At 37.6% G+C, this 21,482-nt stretch carries 26 protein-coding genes and 1 pseudogene; all 27 read left to right on the forward strand.

All coding sequences use genetic code 11. From position 1 onward, the window contains the following. A partial coding sequence (locus SB773_RS26045; RefSeq protein WP_410592994.1) for a DNA methyltransferase occupies positions 1 to 295 on the forward strand: 295 nt, incomplete at its 5' end. Between the two features lie 229 nt (positions 296 to 524). Next, positions 525 to 773 (forward strand): hypothetical protein, encoded by a 249-nt coding sequence (locus SB773_RS26050; RefSeq protein WP_410592996.1) that lies wholly within the window; start codon positions 525 to 527, stop codon positions 771 to 773. Positions 774 to 854: 81 nt separating this feature from the next. Further along, positions 855 to 1,094: a hypothetical protein gene (locus tag SB773_RS26055; protein ID WP_410592998.1), complete on the forward strand. Its 240-nt coding sequence runs from the start codon at positions 855 to 857 to the stop codon at positions 1,092 to 1,094. 185 nt (positions 1,095 to 1,279) lie between these two features. Further along, positions 1,280 to 1,534 (forward strand): Thoeris anti-defense Tad2 family protein, encoded by a 255-nt coding sequence (locus SB773_RS26060; protein ID WP_410593000.1) that lies wholly within the window; start codon positions 1,280 to 1,282, stop codon positions 1,532 to 1,534. Next, complete coding sequence (locus tag SB773_RS26065; RefSeq protein ID WP_410593002.1) at positions 1,534 to 1,791, forward strand: DUF2829 domain-containing protein; 258 nt, start codon at positions 1,534 to 1,536, stop codon at positions 1,789 to 1,791. The genes SB773_RS26060 and SB773_RS26065 overlap by 1 nt, the downstream gene beginning before the upstream one ends. Before the next feature lie 222 nt (positions 1,792 to 2,013). After that, positions 2,014 to 2,385, forward strand: coding sequence for a hypothetical protein (locus SB773_RS26070; protein ID WP_410593004.1), 372 nt, complete (start codon positions 2,014 to 2,016; stop codon positions 2,383 to 2,385). Beyond that, positions 2,372 to 2,584 carry a hypothetical protein gene (locus tag SB773_RS26075; RefSeq protein ID WP_410593006.1) on the forward strand — a complete coding sequence of 71 codons (213 nt, stop codon included), beginning with the start codon at positions 2,372 to 2,374 and terminating at the stop codon, positions 2,582 to 2,584. Before SB773_RS26070 ends, SB773_RS26075 begins: the two co-directional genes overlap by 14 nt. A 94-nt stretch (positions 2,585 to 2,678) precedes the next feature. Next, positions 2,679 to 3,467 (forward strand): phage terminase small subunit, encoded by a 789-nt coding sequence (terS, locus tag SB773_RS26080; RefSeq protein WP_410593008.1) that lies wholly within the window; start codon positions 2,679 to 2,681, stop codon positions 3,465 to 3,467. After that, positions 3,448 to 4,725 (forward strand): PBSX family phage terminase large subunit, encoded by a 1,278-nt coding sequence (locus SB773_RS26085; RefSeq protein ID WP_410593010.1) that lies wholly within the window; start codon positions 3,448 to 3,450, stop codon positions 4,723 to 4,725. Before terS ends, SB773_RS26085 begins: the two co-directional genes overlap by 20 nt. 12 nt (positions 4,726 to 4,737) lie before the next feature. Next, positions 4,738 to 5,076, forward strand: a complete 339-nt coding sequence (locus SB773_RS26090) for a hypothetical protein (protein WP_410593012.1) — start codon at positions 4,738 to 4,740, stop codon at positions 5,074 to 5,076. An 11-nt stretch (positions 5,077 to 5,087) separates the two neighbouring features. Further along, positions 5,088 to 6,590, forward strand: coding sequence for a phage portal protein (locus tag SB773_RS26095; protein WP_410593014.1), 1,503 nt, complete (start codon positions 5,088 to 5,090; stop codon positions 6,588 to 6,590). Positions 6,591 to 6,592: 2 nt separating this feature from the next. Next, complete coding sequence (locus tag SB773_RS26100; protein ID WP_410593016.1) at positions 6,593 to 7,714, forward strand: phage minor capsid protein; 1,122 nt, start codon at positions 6,593 to 6,595, stop codon at positions 7,712 to 7,714. A 12-nt stretch (positions 7,715 to 7,726) separates the two neighbouring features. After that, positions 7,727 to 7,981: a Thoeris anti-defense Tad2 family protein gene (locus SB773_RS26105; RefSeq protein WP_410593018.1), complete on the forward strand. Its 255-nt coding sequence runs from the start codon at positions 7,727 to 7,729 to the stop codon at positions 7,979 to 7,981. Continuing rightward, positions 7,981 to 8,226 (forward strand): annotated as a pseudogene (locus SB773_RS26110) (Gp49 family protein); the annotation flags it as partial. The gene SB773_RS26105 and the pseudogene SB773_RS26110, both read left to right, overlap by 1 nt. A gap of 112 nt (positions 8,227 to 8,338) precedes the next feature. Next, a complete protein-coding gene (locus tag SB773_RS26115; protein ID WP_410593020.1) occupies positions 8,339 to 8,974 on the forward strand; it encodes a hypothetical protein in 636 nt (211 codons plus the stop codon). 28 nt (positions 8,975 to 9,002) lie between these two features. Next, positions 9,003 to 9,899 carry a capsid protein gene (locus SB773_RS26120; RefSeq protein WP_410593022.1) on the forward strand — a complete coding sequence of 299 codons (897 nt, stop codon included), beginning with the start codon at positions 9,003 to 9,005 and terminating at the stop codon, positions 9,897 to 9,899. Between the two features lie 47 nt (positions 9,900 to 9,946). Next, positions 9,947 to 10,225 (forward strand): hypothetical protein, encoded by a 279-nt coding sequence (locus tag SB773_RS26125; RefSeq protein WP_410593024.1) that lies wholly within the window; start codon positions 9,947 to 9,949, stop codon positions 10,223 to 10,225. Between the two features lie 8 nt (positions 10,226 to 10,233). Beyond that, entirely contained in the window at positions 10,234 to 10,635 is a 402-nt protein-coding gene (locus SB773_RS26130) for a head-tail connector protein (protein WP_410593026.1), read from the forward strand. Beyond that, the gene (locus tag SB773_RS26135; RefSeq protein ID WP_410593144.1) at positions 10,628 to 10,960 is read left to right on the forward strand and encodes a putative minor capsid protein; all 333 of its coding nucleotides are present in this window, start codon (positions 10,628 to 10,630) and stop codon (positions 10,958 to 10,960) included. Before SB773_RS26130 ends, SB773_RS26135 begins: the two co-directional genes overlap by 8 nt. Continuing rightward, positions 10,957 to 11,307 (forward strand): minor capsid protein, encoded by a 351-nt coding sequence (locus SB773_RS26140; RefSeq protein ID WP_410593028.1) that lies wholly within the window; start codon positions 10,957 to 10,959, stop codon positions 11,305 to 11,307. The genes SB773_RS26135 and SB773_RS26140 overlap by 4 nt, the downstream gene beginning before the upstream one ends. A gap of 9 nt (positions 11,308 to 11,316) precedes the next feature. After that, complete coding sequence (locus SB773_RS26145; protein ID WP_410593030.1) at positions 11,317 to 11,739, forward strand: minor capsid protein; 423 nt, start codon at positions 11,317 to 11,319, stop codon at positions 11,737 to 11,739. A gap of 1 nt (position 11,740) precedes the next feature. Then, positions 11,741 to 12,196, forward strand: a complete 456-nt coding sequence (locus SB773_RS26150; protein ID WP_410593032.1) for a phage tail tube protein — start codon at positions 11,741 to 11,743, stop codon at positions 12,194 to 12,196. 64 nt (positions 12,197 to 12,260) lie between these two features. Further along, a complete protein-coding gene (locus tag SB773_RS26155) occupies positions 12,261 to 12,662 on the forward strand; it encodes a hypothetical protein (protein ID WP_410593034.1) in 402 nt (133 codons plus the stop codon). Further along, complete coding sequence (locus SB773_RS26160; protein WP_410593036.1) at positions 12,662 to 13,309, forward strand: Gp15 family bacteriophage protein; 648 nt, start codon at positions 12,662 to 12,664, stop codon at positions 13,307 to 13,309. Before SB773_RS26155 ends, SB773_RS26160 begins: the two co-directional genes overlap by 1 nt. 4 nt (positions 13,310 to 13,313) lie before the next feature. Further along, positions 13,314 to 16,346 (forward strand): phage tail protein, encoded by a 3,033-nt coding sequence (locus tag SB773_RS26165; RefSeq protein WP_410593038.1) that lies wholly within the window; start codon positions 13,314 to 13,316, stop codon positions 16,344 to 16,346. 42 nt (positions 16,347 to 16,388) lie between these two features. Then, entirely contained in the window at positions 16,389 to 17,867 is a 1,479-nt protein-coding gene (locus SB773_RS26170) for a distal tail protein Dit (protein WP_410593040.1), read from the forward strand. Further along, entirely contained in the window at positions 17,867 to 21,460 is a 3,594-nt protein-coding gene (locus tag SB773_RS26175) for a phage tail spike protein (RefSeq protein WP_410593042.1), read from the forward strand. The genes SB773_RS26170 and SB773_RS26175 overlap by 1 nt, the downstream gene beginning before the upstream one ends. The last annotated feature ends 22 nt before the right edge of the window (positions 21,461 to 21,482 follow it).

Consider the following 21,482-nt stretch of genomic DNA (forward strand, 5'->3'; position numbering starts at 1 on the left):
TTGGATTTTTAATAGACAAAAGGAAACTTACGAGAATGCAATATTTGAAGCGCCTACTGTATCACATAAACAAAGAATACACACCACACAAAAACCAGTATGCATTATAGAAAGCTTACTTAAAATACATAGTAATGAAGGTGATACGGTATTGGATTGTTTTATGGGTTCAGGCACAACAGCAATAGCTTGTATGAATACAAATAGAAACTTTATAGGATTTGAATTAGACGAAGATTATTGGAGATTAGCTAATGAACGAATAGAACAACATAAAATGATTAAGCATCCATAACGGGTGCTTTTTTCTTTGTTATATAGAAATTACACATTAAACATTTATGCGGTGGCGGAAGAGGTAGACGAACACATGTAACAGTGTGGAGTGCGGTGTCACCACTCTGACGATGAACCTTGTTAACAGGTTTAATAAACTGACACTATAATCATTGTTATGTAAGGTGCAAATCCTTACCCGCATATTAGAACAAAATGGACACCTTAAAAGGAAAGGATGATGAATTATGGACGAACAGAAGAAATTAAGAAATACATTAGACATTGAAGTTAATGTAGATACTGATGAAGCACATGAAAAGATTAAAGAGTTGACCGAAGCAACTAATGAGTGTGTTGAAGCGTTTGAGCGTTTAGAAAAGAAATTAGAGAAATTTACTTCTTCTCATGTGCAAATTGATGGTAAGAATTTAATTAATGATGATGTAATTAAAGTTGCAAAAAGAAATTTAGGTATCGAAGATTATAAATATTAATGATTAAACCAATAGCAATTATCGTAGGCGCTGCCGTTATCTTGGTGGCGTCTTGTTTGTTGTTAAGGAGGAGATGAGAAGATGTTTAAAGGACTAGGAGCAGTATTTACATTAGCTATATTAGGGATACTGATTATCTCGTTTGGAATATGGTCAGGTACATGGTTAGGGTTAGCGTGGATTATTAGCTTTGTATTTAAGTTGGATGTAAGTTATATGACAGTGTTTACTGTAAGTTCGGTTGTATGGTTATTAGCTGTTATTGTGAAAAGCCTATTCGCTTATTTAGGTAAGAAAGCAGCAGAACGTTTTTGGGATTGATTGTTGTTAAAGGATGATAAGGGGTGAGGGTAAGTGCATGGATTAGGTGAAATCATTTTAGAGTCTTTATTAAAAATCCTCGGATTTGGATTTGTTACATTCCTAATTGGATTAGGTGTAGGATGGCTCATATGGGGCTAACAAAACAAACGAACACAACGAACGAAAGTAGAGGAGGAAATAACATGAGGTATACAACTGTTCTTGAAGAAGGTTTAAGCTTCGGTGACGCTATGAACGCGTTAATGAAAGGAAAGAAAGTAACTCGTGCTGTTTGGGGCGGTTTTTGGTGTAAGCAAGCTCTATTAGGTAAACAAGATACAAAACTACCTGAGTGGAGTGGACAATTCATTGTAGCTGCATTAAAAGAAGGTGGATACGCACCTGCTCAACCGTATCAAGCTGATATGTTTGCGAATGATTGGATGGTGGTTGGATAATGACATTTATAAGAGCGATATTAGCACTGACTAGTGGAAAAATAGTAAGGCGTAAAGGATGGAATGAAAAAGATGTGTATCTTTACCTTATAAAAGGTAGTCAGTTATCGACGGGATTAAAGTATGGATTTGGGGAGTATGTTGGAGAACCTAGATTTGTTGATACTATCGCAATGAAAACAGAAGAAAATACAATTGTTGTCGGTTGGCTAGCTTCACAAACTGATATGTTAGCTAATGATTGGGTAGAACTGTAAAACTGAACAAAAATAGAGGTAGTTAATCTAATTTAAATTACTTTTAAAATTCATTTTCGTTGTTTTGAAAGTAATTTATAACCATAGAAAATGGGAGATTTTCTACATTTATTGCACGTTTTCTATAACAATGCATTCTAATTTAATTAGTAAACAACATGAAGTTACAATTAATTAGGAGTAGCGAATCCGCTGCTTTTTTATTTTGGAGGAGGATGAAGGATGGAAGATATAGTTGTTATAAATCATAGGCTTGAAGTCTTAGAAACAACAGCACAACAAATGTATGTGGAGAAAATGGTCATACAAGGAGCAATTAACAGTTTGAATGAAACCGTAGATGGGTTAAAAAAATATGTTAGCCACTTAGAACACAAGTTATCCGAGAAAGTGGACGTAACTGATATTAAAGTAGTTACACGATCTGAGATAATAAAAAAAATTAACGATAGTAAATCGGTAGGGATGGATTGTAAAGTTGGGGTTTCAATAGATGGAATTGTTGTAGCGGAATCTGTAGTTAAACAAATAACGGGTGGGTATAAGATGTCAGCGACTAATATCAACGGAGTGAAAACAAATGAAACTAAATAAACAAGAGCAAACAGTTGTTATCGGTCTAATAAATAATTTTATTGGTTTGGATCTTGTACAACAACACATTGAACCACAGAAACTAAAGAAGGCAATAGATATGCATATTGAAACAAGTGATGATATGACACCAAAGCAAATGCGAGAAGCACTTATTAGTGTGTTAGATAAGACAATTGATGAGTTCTTAAAGGCGTAATTCGAATCTTAAACTAAATTCACTAGATATTATCACAAGGAGGAGTTATGACGAATTACTTCCTATTAATATAGAAGGTGGTGGGTGATGTGAAGTGAAACAAAAACACGAGTTAGCTCAAGAAGATTACATGCAAGGTATGAAGTATAAGGAACTGGCTGAGAAATACGAGGTCAGTATTAATACAATTAAATCATGGAGAAAAAGACATGGTTGGAATCGAAAAGGGGTGCACCCACAAGATGAAAAAGGATGCACCCAAACTAAGAAAACAGGTGCACCCATTGGGAATAAGAATGCGGTGGGTAATTCGGGTAATAAGAACCCTAAGTATGGGAATAAGAATGCTGTTGGTCATGGTCCGCCAAAAGGGAATGACAATGCAACTACGCATGGATTATTTAAAAAGATAATTCCTAATGATGATCCGCATGCAATGGAGTTACTTGATGAAATACAAAACCATACTGAAATAGATATGTTATGGAGTACTATCCATCTGCAATACTTTAACATAATGAATTCACAGCGCATCATGCATGTTAGGGATAAGGATGATATGTCAGAGGAAATAACGTCGTCTGGAGAAAGTACCACATACACGATAGACTTCGCTCATGATAAACAGGCGAAGCTGCTTCAGGCTTATTCAAAGGCTATGACTACGCTATCCAATTTAATCACTCGTTTCGTGACATTAGCGCACGAGGATGATGAACGATTGCTGAAGATTGCTAACATGCGTCTGATGCTTGATAAGACGAAAGCAGAAACAGAATTCGTTGAATTACGTGCTAAGAAATTACGTGGCCAAACGAAAGATACTTCATTGTTAGATGCATTAATAGAAGGGCGTAAACAATATGAGCAAAACAGCGATTAAGTTTTCACCCAAACAATTAGAAGTTATCTATAGGCCATATAATTACACCTTCGATGTACTAGAAGGGACGCCCAGATCAGGGAAAACAACAGCAGGGCACTTTCGCTATGCTGATTATTTGACGTGGACAAGGGATACAAACCATTTAATTACTGCATATAACCAGGAGCAAGCATATCGCTTATTTATCGATGGCGATGGCACTGGATTACAGCATATCTTCGGTAATCTTGCTGAGATTAAACATGATGAACATGGTTCGCATCTTGCAGTACACACGCCTAATGGAGTTAAGAAAATCTATTATAAAGGCGGAGGGAAAAGTAACAGTGTTGGTGCTATAACGGGTATGTCGCTGGGTAGTGTAGTGTTTTGTGAGATTAATCTGCTTAATATGGGAATGATTCAAGAGTGCTTCAGACGTACATTCGCTGCTCAAGATCGTTACCATTTAGCGGATTTAAACCCACCTGCTCCACATCATCCAGTTATATCAGAGGTATTCGATGTGCAGAATACTCGTTGGACTCACTGGACGATACAAGATAATCCGATCATTACTGAAGAACGTAAGCAAGAAATACACGATATCCTTTCGAAGAATCCGTATTTACTGGAACGAGATTGGTTCGGTAAACGGGTTATGCCACAAGGTGTTATCTATTCTATGTTCAGTATGAAAGATAATATAATACCTGCTGTACGTGGAAAAAGATACGAAATGTATTTCACTGCTGATGGTGGTCAATCAGATGCTACTTCATGCAGTTGTCATATTGTAGTTCGATATGAAGACAAGTTCAGATTGCTCCGAGTGGCTAACTACTATCATAGTGGGAAAGACACAGGGCAAGTTAAAGCGATGTCTGTCTATGCAAAAGAGATTAAGAAGTTCATTGAATGGTGCGTTAGGAATTTTGAAATGCAGTATAGTGAAGTGTTTGTCGATCCTGCATGTAAATCATTAAGAGAAGAACTACACTTAATCGGCATTCAAACAACAGCAGCTGACAACAACGCTCGTGACATTAAAGGCTCAAGTAAAGGAAAAGAAGTTGGTATTGAACGATTGCAAAATGCTATTACCAACGAACAATTCTTACTTGTTGAGTGTGACGAGTACGATCACTATAACTTCTTAAAAGAAATTGGCATGTACGTCCGTTTAGATAATGGAGAACCAATAGATGCTTACAACCATGCACTTGATGAATGTAGATACGCAAACAATTACTTCTATAAACAATACGTAAAATAAGGGGGTTGCGATTTGAAAGAAACTCATTCTACAGATTGCTTATGCTTTAGTTGTATTAACTTATTTGGAGATTCATATGAGTTCCGCGAATTAGAACAAAAACTGAAAAAGAATCAAGAGAATTTGTTAATTAATCAAGATAAAAAAGAATTAAAAATCGCTGTCAAGGAACTACATGCTTATATGAATGGCAATGAACCAATGATTAAACTATCTTTTGATTTAATCAATAACAACGGAGCGAAGATTGGTGTGACTAGAGATGTACAAGCGTCCATGCTAATTGGCGATGTCACTAGTCATGTAGATAAACTTGCTAAACTTATAATCGATTCGAATGATCTATACTAGGCGGTGAAAATATGTTTGGGAACATCGTTGCAAAAGTAAGGGGGTGGCTATATAAATTGGGACTAATCAAAGGGATTAAGAAGATATCTGATAAAAGAGAGATACCTATTAACGAAGAATCATATAAGCAAATTGATATATGGAAAGCGATATACAGTGGGCACTATGACGATTGGCATAACGTTAAGTATCATACGATTGAGGGGCAGAAAAGCAGAAAGATGGCATCGCTAAACATGGCGAAAGTCATATCGCAGGAGATCGCCGCTCTTATCTTTAATGAGAAATGCTCAATCAATATTTCTGATGACGTACTATCCGACAATATCAAGAATGTCCTAGATGATAATAACTTCATTAAAGAGTTTCAAAGGTATTTAGAGTACACCTTCGCTTTAGGTGGAATGGTTATTAAGGTTTACTGGGACGAAGAGATTAAGCTTTCGTATGTCACGGCAGACTGCTTCATTCCAATTGCATGGGATAACAAACATATCACTGAAGGTGTGTTTGTAAATGAAATGTCTAAAGGTGATAAAAAATACACTTTACTCGAATGGCACTTAGTTGAAGGGAAAGTTCATGTCATCAAAAACGAGTTGTATGAGAGTAAGAACCAAGGAGATTTAGGTGTAAAAGTATCTTTAGCTACTCTATACCCTGAATTGGAAGAAGAAGTACGCATCGAAAACTTATCTAAACCAATGTTTGTGTACTTCAAACCGAATACAGCAAACAACTTAGACTTAAGTTCACCACTTGGAATTTCACTATATGCTAACTCACTAGATACACTGAAATCACTTGATATTGCGTTTGATAGCTTCCAACGTGAATTCGTTTTAGGTAAGAAACGTATCATCGTTCCAACATCAGCTATAAAAACCGTTATAGATCCAATATCAGGTATGCCACATAGATATTTCGACTCGACTGACGAAGTATACGAAGCGATGAAATTCGATGATGGAGAGCAGAGTATAAAAGATATATCTGTAGAGTTGCGTGTAGAAGAGCATACAGCTGCTATTAATGCTCTTTTAAATTATGTATCAATGCAGGTTGGTTTCTCTTCTGGAGCCTTTAGTTTTGATGGACAAGGTGTTAAAACAGCGACAGAGGTTGTAAGTGAAAACTCCAAGACATTCAGAACAAAGCAGTCACACGAAACGATCATAGAAGACGGAATTCGCGATTTAGTGGACATTATTATCGAAGTTGCTTCTTTATATGATGAATTCGAAAGCACTGATGACTATGAAGTGACAGTTACTTTCGATGATTCTATAGCAGAGGACCAAACAGCCGAGATTAATAAGCAGATTTTGCTTGTTACGAACAATCTAACGAGTAAGAAGAAAGCTATCATGAAAATCCACGGTGTTTCTGAAGAAGAAGCAATTCAAATGTTAGAAGAAATAACGGAAGAGAATAGAACGGTCCTTCCTGAAAACGTTGATTTATTCGGATTGGAAGGGAATCAACAGAAAAATAATGATCCAGGAGCTGAGTGATCATGGCATTACCTCCTGAGAAGTTACAGCAACTCTCTATGTTTGTAGTAGATATCTACAACGCGATTGAAGAAGAGTTGCTTTTAAACATGGCTAAAATGCTTAAAAACGATATGGAATTACTGCTAACTGCTGAAAACGCAGAACAATATCAACACTGGAGAATGGTCCAGTTAAATAAATTAGTAGTCCTAAATAAACAGCAATTAAATACTATCGCCCGTCATAGCGGTAAAACTGCTGAAGAAGTGAAAACAATGCTACAAAATGCAGGTTCAGCCGCGATAAATCAGCATGAAAGTATTTATACAAAGGCTGTTAAATTAGGATTATTGAAAGTTGCGCCTCCAATATCAACAAGCGCTGCTTTAATCAGCATTCTAAATGCATATGAAAGACAAGCTTTAGATGTCTTTAATTTAGTTAATACAACGATGTTAAACCAGGCCCAACAAGTTTATCTCGATGTGTTAAATCAAACAGTAGGAAAAGTACTTGGTGGTGTCATAACGCCACAACAAGCACTTAGACAGACTGTTTCTAAATGGGCACAGAAAGGTATTCCTGCTTTAGTTGATAAGGCAGGGAGACGATGGTCTACTGAGGCATACGTTAATCTCGTTTGTAGGTCAACAAGTAATAACGTTGCTAATGAAATGCAGGATGAACGCGCCAAAGAATACAACTGCGACTTAGTTGAAACGAGTTCACATTTAGGAGCTAGGCCCGGTTGTGCGCCATATCAAGCTAAGGTTTATTCGATGAGCGGAAAAAGCAAAAAATATCCTGCATGGTCAACTACAACATACGGTGAAGCAAGTGGAATTTTAGGCTGCAATTGTCGCCACCTAAAGTATCCCTACATTGAAGGTATGTCTAAACGGACATATGAGCCTTATGACTACACTGAAAACGATAAGGCGTATCAAGAAAGTCAACAACAACGAGCGTTAGAACGTCAGATTAAAAAGGCAAAAAGAGAAGTCAAGATGTTGGAAGCTATCGGCGATAAAGAAGGCGTGAAGCTTGCTAAGAATAAAGTTTCGCAGCGCCAGGCGAATATGAGAGATTTCATTAAAGCTACTGGCCGGAGGAGACAACCGAACAGAGAGCAAATTGTATAGGAGGAATGGATAATGGATTTCGGACAGGCGTTAGGAGCGTTAAAAGAAGGTAAGAAAGTGAAGCGAGAACATTGGGGCGGTTACTGGTTTATATCTGAATCAGGTGGAACATATTGCGGCGAACAAATTGATAAAGAAACAGGATTATGTGCTAGTCATAACATGAATCCAATGATTGTCGCTTGTTTAGCAAGTAAAGGTGGATATGCTCCTGCTCAAGCGTACCAAGCTGATATGTTAGCGGAAGATTGGGAGGTTGTTGAATAATGACGAATAAAATCACTCAAGAAGATATTAATAACATTCTAGAAAAGACACATTGGACAGTAGAAGAGTTTCACGGTAAATGCACAGTGGTAGTTGCTAAATTACCAAACGGCTTTATTCTAACTGAATCGAGTGCTTGTGTAGATCCTGCTAATTATGATGTGAAAATTGGTATTGCATGCTGTAAAGAACGAATCGTTGATAAGATTTGGAATTTAGAAGGATATCGATTGCAAAGTAAGCTACATGATATTAAGGAATTCCAGAAAAAATCTGTCGGTTTACTTTCTGAAGAAAAAATAGATCAAACTATAGAGAAAATGTTAAATAACTAAAATTAGAAAGGATCAGATTGATATGCCAAAACCATTAAATTATAGATTGAGATTAAAACCAAACGGAATGCAGTACTTTTCTGAAGATCCTACAGCAACACCAGCTGCACCGGAAGGAGGTGACACAAGTGTAACAGACCCGAACGCTACACCACCTTCTACAGACCCAAATCCAGAACCACCAGTTACTTTTACACAAGAGCAACTGGACGAAGCTAAACAACAGCAAGAAGCAGTATTCTTAAAGAAGTTAGGTGTAGAGGACTTAGATCAGCTGAAACAAACTGTAAAAGGTTGGAATGAGCACCAAGATTCTCTTAAAACAGAGCAAGAAAAGACAAATGAAAAGTTAACATCCTTTGAGACTCAGTTGCAAGAAAAAAACGAGTCTCTTTTTAATTTGCAAGCAGAGAACGCTGCGATTAAGTCAGGTATTAAAGAAGATAGTATAAACGATGTTATTACTCTTGCTAAAACAAAGGTAAGTGATGATGTAGACATCGCAAAAGCTATTGAAATGGTTGTGGAAAAGCACCCTTACTTTAAAGGTATAGTGGAAGAACCACAAGGGAATCCGAAGCCATCATTTTCGAATGGACAACATCAAAAGAAAACACCTTCACTAACTGAGCAATGGGCAGATGCATTTAAATCTTAATTAAAACAAAAATAGGAGTGATTTATATATGGCAAAAGTAAATTATGCACAAAATTATCAACAAGCGTTACAGCAAAAGTTTTCACAAGGATTAAGTTTCTTCGAACTGTACAATACAGCGAATAACCAAAATATCAAATGGGTCAACGCTAAAACAATCCAAATGCCACGCATTACTGTAGGTGGATTTGTTGACGTGGACCGTGATGTAGTGGGTAACTACACTCGACGTGCTGATAATGATTGGGAAACAAAAACGATTGCTCATGACCGTGAGTTCAGAACGTTGGTAGATCCAAAAGATATCGACGAAACGAACATGGCTTTATCTATTGCTAACATCACACGCGTATTTAATGATGAACAAAAAATTCCTGAAATGGACAAGTATGCTGCTTCAAAATTGTATTCTGAGTTTACTACGAATGGAAAGACTGCCGATGCAAAAGTATTAACAGTTGATAACGTATTAGATGTTTATGATGACTTCATGATGGAAATGGATGATGCGGAAGTTCCGCAAGAAGGACGTATTCTTTATGCAACACCACAAGTGAAGAAATTACTTAAACAAGCGAAAGATGTCCAACATTTCTCGGATGTTGGTAATAATTCAGGTAAATTAAAACGTAACATTTATTCTCTTGATGATGTGACTGTAAAAACAGTTCCTTCTTCTCGTATGAAAACAGCTTATAATTTCACAAATGGTGCTGTTCCTGATGCGGCTGCTAAACAAATTAATATGATTTTAGTGCATCCATTGTCTGTTATTACACCGCAACAATATGAGTTTGTGGACTTAGATGAACCAAGTGCAGCAACAGGTGGTAAATTCCTTTACTACGAGCGTAAATATTGGGATTTATTCGCTATTCAAAAGAAAGTAGATGGAATTAAATTTAATATCACGGCAGGAGCATAAGAGAGAGCTTAAACAGTTCTCTCTTTTCTTATGAAAGGAGAATGTAAATGAGTAACGTTGTAAAAGTAAAACGATTAAATAAAACACTAAATATTGATGAGGGACGCTTAGATAGTTACCTGCTAGATGGATATGATCAGATTGACGAAGACGGCACAATCATCACTCGAGCGACAGGCGGACGAAATGTTTCGTTGGCTGAATTCAATGCTGTCTTGGTTGAAAAAGATGAATTAGTAACCGAAAACGAAAAGTTAAAATCCGAAAATAGCAAATTAAAAGCTGAAAACTCTAAGCTGAAGAAGAGTGAACCAGCAGAGAAGTAGGTGATTGCATGCCGTATATCGATGTAGATTACTACAATAACGAATACAAGGGTACTCCGGTATCTGATGCAGTGTTGTTAGATCGGTTGATTTCTCGTGCAAGTGACCAGATTGACCATATTATAAATTACAAATTAGAAGGTGCTGACTTTGATAAGTTGGCGCCTTTTATTAAGAAGCAGGTAAAGAAAGCTACTGCTGCACAAGTTGAGTTTTTAGCGATTAATGGAGAGACTTCTGCAACTGTAAGTGAAGGTGGCGGAGGATTTTCTGTAGGTGCTTATTCTGAAAATGGAATGAGTGCAGGAGCGGCTGAAGGGCCAAGTCATTATGACCGTTATGCTATTACTGTTGTTGATTACTTAAAGCATACTGGATTACTTTACTCAGGCGTGTGTGTGCATGGCTAAACCAATTAGACGCTCAGTGTTAATCCATACAGTCGAGTATTTGGAGTATAAGGGTGAGGGCACGTGGGGAGGTAGTGAAAACTATGCTCCTGCTAAGAAGATTGAAAGAGTAAGAGTTGAACCTAAGAATACTGTCGTATCTAACGGAAACGGCGAGAGTCTTGTTACTAATACTCTACTATTTCATGACTCTGTACATTCAACACCTGTTACTTTCAAAGAGAAATCCAAAGTCATATTTAACGGGAAAGAAATGACCGTTAGCAAAGTAAGTGACTTTTATGATAGAGGCAGTCTTCATCATGTGGAGGTGCTGCTATCTTGATAAGAGTAAATATTCAAATGGATACACAAGCGATTGAAAGCAAGGTGCTAAAAGCAACAGAGAAAGCACAATTCGCATTAGATCAGCAGGTTCTGAAGGATAGTAATTACTATATCCCTAAAGATACAGCTGAGTTAGAGCGTTCCGGCGTTAGATTTAGCAGACCTGGAGAAGGGCATGTGGAATGGAATACTCCATATGCAAGGCGGTTGTATTATAATCCGCAATATAACTTCTCTACAGACGTCAATCCTAATGCTCAGGGTCTTTGGTATGAAGCCGCAAAAGCTGCTAAATTAGATAATTGGGTTCGAATAGTCGAACAAAAAATGAAAGAAAATCTGTAGGTGATTCATATGAAATGGTTGATTGATTCTATTAAAAACCATTTAACTACTAATTTATCAAAAGACATCATGTTTGCTCCTATAAAGGTTGATTTATTGGATATAGGAACAAATGATAAACCGAAAAAGAGTATTGCTATCAGGATGATTCCCTCAGCTCCAGGTGAGCAATATTTCGAAGGTGAAATTATAAATAAGCAGTTTCAAGTGCTTGTTAAGAGCGATAACCAATTAGAGGTTAATAACACAATAGAAGCAATTGCACGAGAATTGAATAACGTTCATAGGCGAAGTTTCAATGCTATTGATGGCTCCTATACACTAATGCGACTTAATGTGTATGTGGAGCCTAATTTTGTTGAGAAGACAGCAGCGAACGAGTATTTATATACCGCGTTATTCACTACAGAATTAGAAATAGGAGGTAATTGATTTGGAAAAAAATCAAGGTTTTTTATTGAACCATGGGTATAAATTCGAAGTTAATACTACATCAGGTATTGAAGTTGCTACATGGGAACGGCTAGCAGCTGGTATTACATCTGTCGATCCTGATAACAATGAAGAATCAGAAGAAAACTATTACTATAATGGTGGTGGTGCAGCTGAACGTGACATTACTGGGTTTATGATGGGATATGGATTTGAAGGACATAGATATTATGGTGATAAAGCACAAGATTATATCTTGAGCAAGGTTCACAAAGTAGGTCCAGAACGTAAAACAGAGTTCAGGGTTACTGAACCAAATGGAGACAAATGGGAAGGTAGGGCAACTATTTCCGAAATCAAATCTCCCGGAGGAGACGCCAATAGCAAGGGGGAAATTGAATTTACAATTAGTTTTGATGGGGTGCCGACATTTGTAAAAGCACCTGTAACACCTTAATCAAGAGCCGATAATAAGGCTCTTTTTTCTTTAAATAAATTATAAAAACGGAGAGTGGAATAGAATGACAAACTTTAAATTTGAATTCGAAAAGACATATAAAGAAGTGGATGTAGCAGGTAAATTACACCGAGTTGATTTTGATGATGCGGCTTTAACGAAATACCAAAAGGCATTCAAACGATTCGATAAAGAAATCAAAGTTGTTACGGATAGTATCGTTGATTTTGATGGTGCTACAGATGAAGTTATCGAAGCTACAGCAGAAAAACAAAAAGAAGTCGTGAAAGCGATTGTTGAAACATTCTTAGGAGAAGGATCTTTCGAAGAGTTATATGAAAAAGCCGGTAAATCATCAACTAACCTAATGTCACTTGTTCATTATCTAAACGAACTTTACATTGATGAAGAAAAAAAGAAAGCCGATAATGCACGTGATAAATATTTAAGTAATGTGAAGAAATAATGTTCAGTCTAACAGAACGCGAAAATGACTTTTATACATGGCATGGCGTTCGTTTAGAACTAAACCTGTCGTTCGACAATATCATGTTGTTGCTCGAATTGTTATCTGACGAAGATATTGATGAATTATCGAGAATAACCATCGCATTACAGATGCTAATTGTTGATAATTCAGTAATTAGCCAGTTAGACATGGAGCTTAGATCAATGTTATTCATGGATATTTTGAAATCAAGACTTGATATTGATTTGAAAACATTAATGAATAACGACAAAAAAGAAGATGGAGATGAAAAACTACTGGAACCGCCGATTGTGGATTTTACAATTGACGCAGAACGGATTTTTTCATCTTTTTTATTTGACTACAACATTGATTTGATCGAGCAGCAGGGAAAAATGCAGTGGAACAAGTTTCTGGCTCTCTTCCGTAACCTTTCTGAAAAATCTCCAATGGGTCAAGCGCTGCATTATCGCACTTGTGAAATACCGCAAAAAGATAAACATAACGCCGACGAAAGAAAGCGTATCAAGAAAATGAAAGAGTTGTATGAGCTTCCAAAAGCAAAAGAGTTTAGAGAACAACGTGAATTCATTGAATTCCAGAAGAGTATGGAAGCAAAAAAGGCCATGATCGAAGGTAGGTGAAATAATGGCTGATGGAAGAGTTGAAATAGAAACCAGGTTAGACAGGAGTAATTTACGTCGTGATGTTCAACAGGTTAATAGAGAGCTAGAACAAGTCGGAAATAACATGGGACAAGCAGGACGGGAAGCAAACAGGGAAATGGCTAGCCAACTAAGAGATACTAGTAGCCAAGCAAGACGCGCATACGACGATATGGCGCAGTCTGCAGCTAGGTCAGGAAATACAACAAGAGCAGCGGCGAACGCTACTGTAGAAGCTAATAGACGTTCTATTGATAGCTCTCGACAATCTGTTCAAGCTAGACATGCAGAAGCTGAAGCTGTTCGCCACATGGCAGATATAACAGAGAGTTCAAACGGGAGAGCTACACGTTCTTATTATAATTCAAGAAGAGAACAACAAGCGCTGTACAACTCGATGACACAGCGTCAAAGGGAAATGTATACCGAAATGAAACAGGGTTATATGCAACAGCATCAAGCGATGATGAAACAAAAAGGCGCTATGGTTGAAGTGCAGTATGGTTATTTCAAATTAGCACAATCATCTAAAGATTACGCAGGTTCAACAAAACAATTCATGTCTGAAGTGCAAGCGTTAGGTAAAGCGCAGAAAAAAGCAGCTGATGACGCGATAAACGCGAATCGACTAGCTATGATGGGAATGCTACAGCAAGTAGGTTACATGCAGAATATGACCACACAGGCAACTCGTATAAGTGAAAACTATAAACGTATGGCTAATCCGTTGTATATGATAAATAGTGCAGGATTAAAAGCTGCAGACGCATTAAATCGAATGGCTAACGCCGGTAATGCATCAGTATTAGCTTTGAAAATGCTAGGCCCAACTGCGAAAATGAAAGACTTGCAGAACATGACAATGATGATTACACAGGGATTAATGCGATTCAATATGGTAGCATTGGCTGCTGCAGCTACAAGCGCGCTTTTATATTCCGCTTTATTTAAAGCTGCTAAGGGCCCAGATCCTTCTGAAGTGTATAAACAGCAGGAAGAAGCATTAACAGCTTACAGAGATGCTGTTGTACAAAGAACGAATGAGATCATGAACGCTTGGAATATTTTCGAACAGGTTCAGATGAAGAAAACAAGTGGCGCACAACTTACTAAGAATTTAGAAGAGCAAGTCGGTATTTTAGGTAGATGGAAAGACAATCTAACTAGCATAGCGCAACGAGCCGGACTTGAATTCTCTAATTATTTAGCTCAACTTGGTCCGCAATCAGCAGAAGAAGTAAAAGCTATCGCTCAGATGACTGATCCAGAACTTCAGAAATATGTAGAATTATGGCGTCAGAAAATGGCTTTAGCAAGAGGACAAGCAACGAATGAATTAGCTATGTTGAAAGCCGAAACAGATGCGAAAGTGAAAGAGCTACAGGACACGTTAACACCTTTAGGATTAGCATGGGAAGCAATGAAAGGCGCATTCCTTACTGCTGTACAACCTATGGTGGATGCTTTCGGTCTATTGATGACACCGCTAGTTAATTTCGCTACTAAGTTTTTCGAATTAGTAACGCTATTTAACCAGGCTCATCCGACATTAGCGCTAATCATTCAAGCAATCATCATGTTGGTTCCTGCGTTAACCTTGCTATTGTCACCTTTAGCTATCGGTATAGGATTATGGAACGGTATGTTAGCGGCATGGAGTTCCATATGGATGCTAATTGGTCCTTTAGTAACAGGATTAATGGCTATGAGCGCAACTGTATGGATTGTAGCAGCCGCGATAGTCGGACTTGTTGCTGGTATCGTTTACTTATGGAATACAAACGATGGTTTTAGGAATGCTGTCATTGCAGCTTGGGAAGCTATAAAACAAACAGCGATTACCGTTTGGAATTTCATCTTAAATAGCGTACTTATTCCGGTTTGGTCCGCGATGACTTCATATTTCCAAGAAGTTTTACAGAAAATCCAATCTTGGTGGACTGAAAACGGAGATATGATAATGCAAGCGGCACAAAATGTGTGGAACTTTGTACTTTCCGTAATTCAAACTGTAATGCCGATTATAGTTTCGATAATGCAAGTTTTATGGCCAATTATTAAAGAAATAGTGATTGGAACCTGGGAAGCTATTAAAAATGTGATAAATGGAGCGCTAAATATCATTCTAGGAATCATAAATTTTTTCTCCGCTTTATTTACTGGAAATTGGTCGAAAATGTGGGATGCGGTAAAACAAATTTGGAACGGAGCACTCGAGTTGCTTTGGGGCTGGTTACAGCTTTGGGGAGCAGGACGCATTCTAAAATGGCTAGGTAAATTTGCCGGAGATATAGTGAAACCATTCGTAAAATTCTGGGGCGATATCAAAAAAGTTTGGAATGATGCCTTAGCTGAAATTTATGTGTTTTTTGGTTCGAAGTTAGAAAAAATAACCGCTTTCACAAGTAGTTGGGGCGGTATGATAAAGAATTTCTTTGGTGAAATTTGGAGTTCGATCGTCAATGGCGTGTCTTCTAAATTAGAAGGAGTCGTAACAGGGGTAGAAATGATTTTAAATAAAGTGGTCAAGTTTGTCACTGGTTTAGGGAAAACCTTCTTTAATGCAGGGAAAGGCTTAATAGAAATGATGGCAAACGGTATTAAGAGTGCGGCGAGTTGGGTTACTGATGCAGTTGGTGACCTCGCACAAAAAGCCCGTGATTTCCTACCATTCTCCCCTGCTAAAACAGGTCCATTAAGTGACTTAGATCATCTTGATTTCGGTGGACCGATTACAGATAGTATTAAATTAGCGTTCCCACAAGTTGGTGGGCTTATGAGTGATTTATTAGATTTACCGCCAATACTCCCTAGTATTCAACAAAACAGTGTTGTCGAAGCGAAAACAGCTAAGAAAGACAACAGTACTACCGAATCTAACGGAAGCGCACCAACTTATATCGTAATGGATAAAAAGATTGTCGGTGAAGTATTAGCGCAACCTGTTGAATCAACAAATAACAGACGTAAACAACGTTTAGCACAATTTAAACCAACTGTAACACCTTCATTCTAATGAGTGGAGGTGTTTTTATATGCACGGAAAGGAGGGAAATACATGTCAGGAAGCTTTTCATTTAATGGAATACGTAAAGACTACATCTTTATTCTAATGGGATTTAGCCGTCCGGCATGGTCTCCTGTTGAGAGAGATATTTTAAAGGTACCTTCTAAACCAGGAGGGTATTTATTACAAACTAACGTTGATGTAAGAACCATAGAAGTTCCAGTTATTATTAAATCGTCAAACGTTAGCACTATGCAAAAAGTAAAAGAAGATTTAGCGGATTGGCTCGTAACCGATCAACCATGCGAACTGATTTTTGATGACGAACCAGATAGAACGTATATGGCTGTTATCGATGGCGAATCAGATATTGAAGAATTGATTTTCAGAGGAAAAGGAACTTTAAATTTTGTATGCCCTATGCCTTATAAATTAGGTGCAGTACAAACGAAAACATTTGCTAATAACGTAGACGGTAATTTTCAAGCTGATATTGCTAATCGAGGAACTGTAGAATCAATGCCAATTATTGATGTTACAACAGCCATTCAAAGCCCTTTCTTAGATGTTTGGAACGGCGATGACTATTTCAGGATCGGTTATCCTACAAGTATAAAAACTAAGGTTGTAAAGCAAGATGAACGTCTTGTATGGGATGAAATGAATAACTTGGCAACATGGACAGCAGCAACCGGAACGATGGGGATTTATAAATGCTCTGGTTCTATGAAAGTTCAAGGAGCTTATGCATTTACACCTGCATCTTATGGAACAGGAGCAGCTGACGAATGGCACGGGCCTTTTATGAAGCGTGACCTACCATCTAACGCCGGAGTTGTTCAGGATTTTAGAGCGGATGTAATGATGAGTTTTAGATCTGATCATTGGAACAGGATGGGAAAAACGGTTGTGATGCTGTTAGATGCTAGTGATAAAGTAATTGTCGAACTTGCTATGTCTGATGAATACATGAGCCATGAAATGACAACCGCTCAAGCTATCATTGATCCTGGAGCATCTAGAAAATGGATTTCTGACGAGATGGGAATGTACTCTGATACATTTAATGATTTTAGAGGACACGTTTCAGTAGCTCGCAGGGGCAAAGAATGGAGCTTCTATTTTGCTAAGTATCGCAAGAATACCGAGATTGATGATGCTAGCTATGTTCGAAGGTGGCGCGATGATTCAGACAGTAACCAGATGACAAGTAGAGCTGTAGCTAAAATTGCTATTGGTTGTATCGCATACGGCGCTAATCCACCTGCAGATATAGCGTATATCGAAGACGTAAAGTTTTGGAAGATAAACACTTTAAACGTGGATGAAACTCCTTATATATTCGATGTCGGGGACAAAATAAGTATAGATACAGAACGTTCGTTAGTAACGATTAACGGTAAAAACGCAATAGGATTAAAAGATATTTTCAGTAGATTCCCTATGGTAAAGCGAGGTGACAACAAAATTATTGTACGCCCTTTAAGTATAGGAACTGCGCAAATAACATATAGGGAGAGGTACAAGTAATGAGAAAAACAAGCGGAGATTTACACATTGTAGACTTTAAATCAAAGCGTGTTATCGCTTCTTTAAAACCAGAAGATTATTTAGAAGATTTAAGACACTGGGAAATTAAAGATAACGCCGATATTCTAGACTTTAAATTATTGGAAGATTCTCCGTTTCTAGATTACATCCAACAACATAATTTAGTGTTAAAAGAGACGCGTCCAGGCGTTATTGTCCCTTATGTTATTACTTCTACAGAAAAAGATTCAGACGCTCATACGGTCACTATATACGCTTCTGGTGAATGGATTTCATTAGACAAAGACAATTACTTATCACCGCAAACCATTAATAGTTGGAGCGCCGAACAATACATGTCATTTGCTACCGCTCGTAATGAGTGGGAAGTAGGTATTATCGAAGCTGTAGGTAAACGTTCTTATACAATCACAGAATTTACAAGCCCGTTAAAATTCATTCATCAAGTTTCTGCTCTATTCGATGGTATGGAAATCCAATATCGAATTGTTATGAACACTAATAAACCACCAACAAGATATATTGATCTCGTTAAAAAGCGTGGTAGAGAAACGAATAAAGAAATTACACTCGGCAAAGATCTATTAGGTGTAAAACGAATAGAAAACTCTGAGAATGTTATTACAGCATTAGTGCCATTTATTATGGGTAAAGATGCAGATGGAAACGATAAAATGATCACGATTGAGTCTGTAAACAATGGTTTGCAATACATCGTTGATGATGCATCGTATCAGCGTTGGAATGTGGACGGAAAGCATCAATTCGGATTCTACACGCCAGAATCTGAAAATGAAGATATGACACCTGCACGCTTGTTAACATTAGCTAAAACAGAGTTAAAAAAACGTGTTGATACCATCGTTACTTACGAAGTTGACTCTGTTGATATATCTCGCGTGTTTCAATACGAACATGAACAAGTAAATGAAGGTGACACGATTCATATCATTGATGAAGGTATGAAGCCAACTCTTTACTTAGAAGCGAGAGCTATCGCAGGAGACGAATCCCATAAAGATCCACGCCAAAATAAATATACGTTTGGTAATTTCGTAGAGATCGTTAACCAGGATGAAATGTTGAATAGACTGTATCAAAAGATGCTTTCCATGATTAACGATAAAGTATCGAAAGAATGGTTTGCTGCATTAGAAGATAAAGTAATTGAAGCGGAAAATAAAGCGGACACTGCAGTAGAAGAATCAAAAACAGCTAAAGATTTAGCGAATGCTACAAAAGATTATATGGATCAAAATATGGTCGATATCATAGAAGGCGTTAAGCCTCCTGCCGCGGACCTTAAACCTAATAAAACATTATGGCGTGATATTAGTAATGGTAAACCTGGTATTTTAAAAATATGGACAGGAACGATATGGGAAACTGTTGTTCCGGATGTTGAAGGGATAAAAAGAGACCTTGAGCTTACTAATGAGGCTGTAAAGTCAAAAATCTCTGACAAACAAATGCAAGCCTATGTAGGCGGATTAGGGACTACGAACGTTCTGTTTAATACTGCTTTTGAAGATAGAACTATCGATAGTTCTACAGGGATAGTTACTCAACGTAAGCCGTCTATAACTAAATGGGAAACTAGAGGAACAGGCATAGGAGCTACTATTACAGCTACGAGCTCAAGAAACCACGAGGGTTATAACTCTGTACAGATTAACAATACAGGGCAGACAGACGCTAAGTTTACAAGTATCAATCAGAGTGCACCAATCGTAGCAGATTCAGGTGCTTATATTTTCTCTGTATGGGCATTCACCCCTAGTTTAAGCGAGATTGACGAAGACGGAGCTATAGAACTTACGTTTAGAAATGGCAGCACTCAAGTAGCTAATAAGATAACGTATCTCAAAGCTAACTTAAAGGAAGGTGTATGGACTCAACTGTCTATCCAATTAGACGCTCCTACAAGTGCAGCTAACTCAGTTAACGTACGTATGTATGTCCGGAAAAACGGTAACGTATGGTTCTCTCAGCCGATGCTACAGCAAGGGACTACGCCTTCTACGTTCATGGAGAACCCTAAAGACATGGGAAACTACGACCAAATGATTGAGGAGATCGCTAAGAAAGTCGCTACTTCTGAGTTTAACTCTAAAGTTACAACTATGGAGACTAACATCGATCAGAACACAAAAGCTATTTCCTTACGAGCTGAGAAAACTGAAGTGTACAATATGATTGATTCTGATAACCGCTTCGGAAGTAAAGCTATAGTAGAACGTCATGAGTCAGAAATAAAGTTACAAGCCGAAGAAATCAGTTTACGAGTTAAATCAGGAGACGTAGCTTCAACGATTAACCAAACAGCTCAATCTGTATTGATTCAAGCAGATAAGATTTACCTAAACGGTTATATTGAAGCGAAACACCTTAAAGCTCAGACTTTGCAAGGTGTTACTATTCAAACAGCTCCAAGTGGTTCAGGAAACGATCAGATAAGGTTAAACGCTCAGAACATGACATTGTATGGTAGAGGGCAAAGCAGGGGGTATTTCGGTTTTATTAATAGAGCTGATGGTAATATCACAACTGCAGTTGTATTAGGTAATGATTACACAACGGCAGGAACATTAAATGGATCTCTTGTTATTGATCAAACAACTGTAGCTTCTAACGTATTTACAAATTCAGTCGCTTCTATCGGTATCGCAACTGGAATGAGCGGAAACAACATAACAAAATCTTCTTTCATTAACTTCTATCGTTATGATGGAGCGATGGAAATTAGTTCTCAAGGCGATATGAGTATTAATAACGTCAACGGAAACATTAATCTCGCTGCTAGTTCAACAGGTGGTACTACAGGGTTTATAACTATGAGCGCTTCTAAAGATATCTACTTTACTGCTAAACGTGGCTACTTTAATTTCTATACAAGTGATAACAAGTCATTCCCTTCAATGGTAATTAAAGATTTAGCGCCAACTAATCAAGGCGATGTAGACTTTACGTTTGCTAATCAGATTATGTTCAGGGTTGCAAGACATCCTGACTATGTAGGCGATGGATTACAGATTAAAAGTGCAACAGGTGACGATTTTCGGGACATTAAACTGAGAACGCTACGAGCTACTGAAAATATATCAGCACAGGGAAGAATGTATGCGTTAGAGTTTGTGCCTACGTCTACACGTAAAATTAAAACAAACATTGAGGATTTACCTTTCTCAGCACTTGAAAAAGTGAACTCTGTAAGCATTAAGTGTTACAACCTAATTACCGATGTTGAAAAATACAATGCGGGTGAGATTGACATTTTACCTGTAAACTACGGCATGATTGCTGAAGATACTGATGGCGTATTTACAACTCCTGAGAAAAACGCAGTCACTTTATACAGCTCTGTTTCTATCTCAATGCAAGCTATTCAAGAGGTAGACGTGAAGGTAAATCAAAATACTATAAATTTAAATGGTACTGTGGAGTCTTTACGCAATACAGATACTCGTGTAGACGAATTAGAGAAAGAACTCGAAGCACAAAAACTTAAGGAGGTGGATCAAGAGAAGCGAATTACAGCTTTAGAAGAATTAATCCAAAAATTAATAAATTAGAAATCAGAGCAGCAGTCATAAG

It is taken from the genome of Bacillus sp. SIMBA_074 (genome assembly GCF_046534555.1).
GTDB classification, from domain to species: Bacteria; Bacillota; Bacilli; order Bacillales; family Bacillaceae_G; genus Bacillus_A; species Bacillus_A mycoides.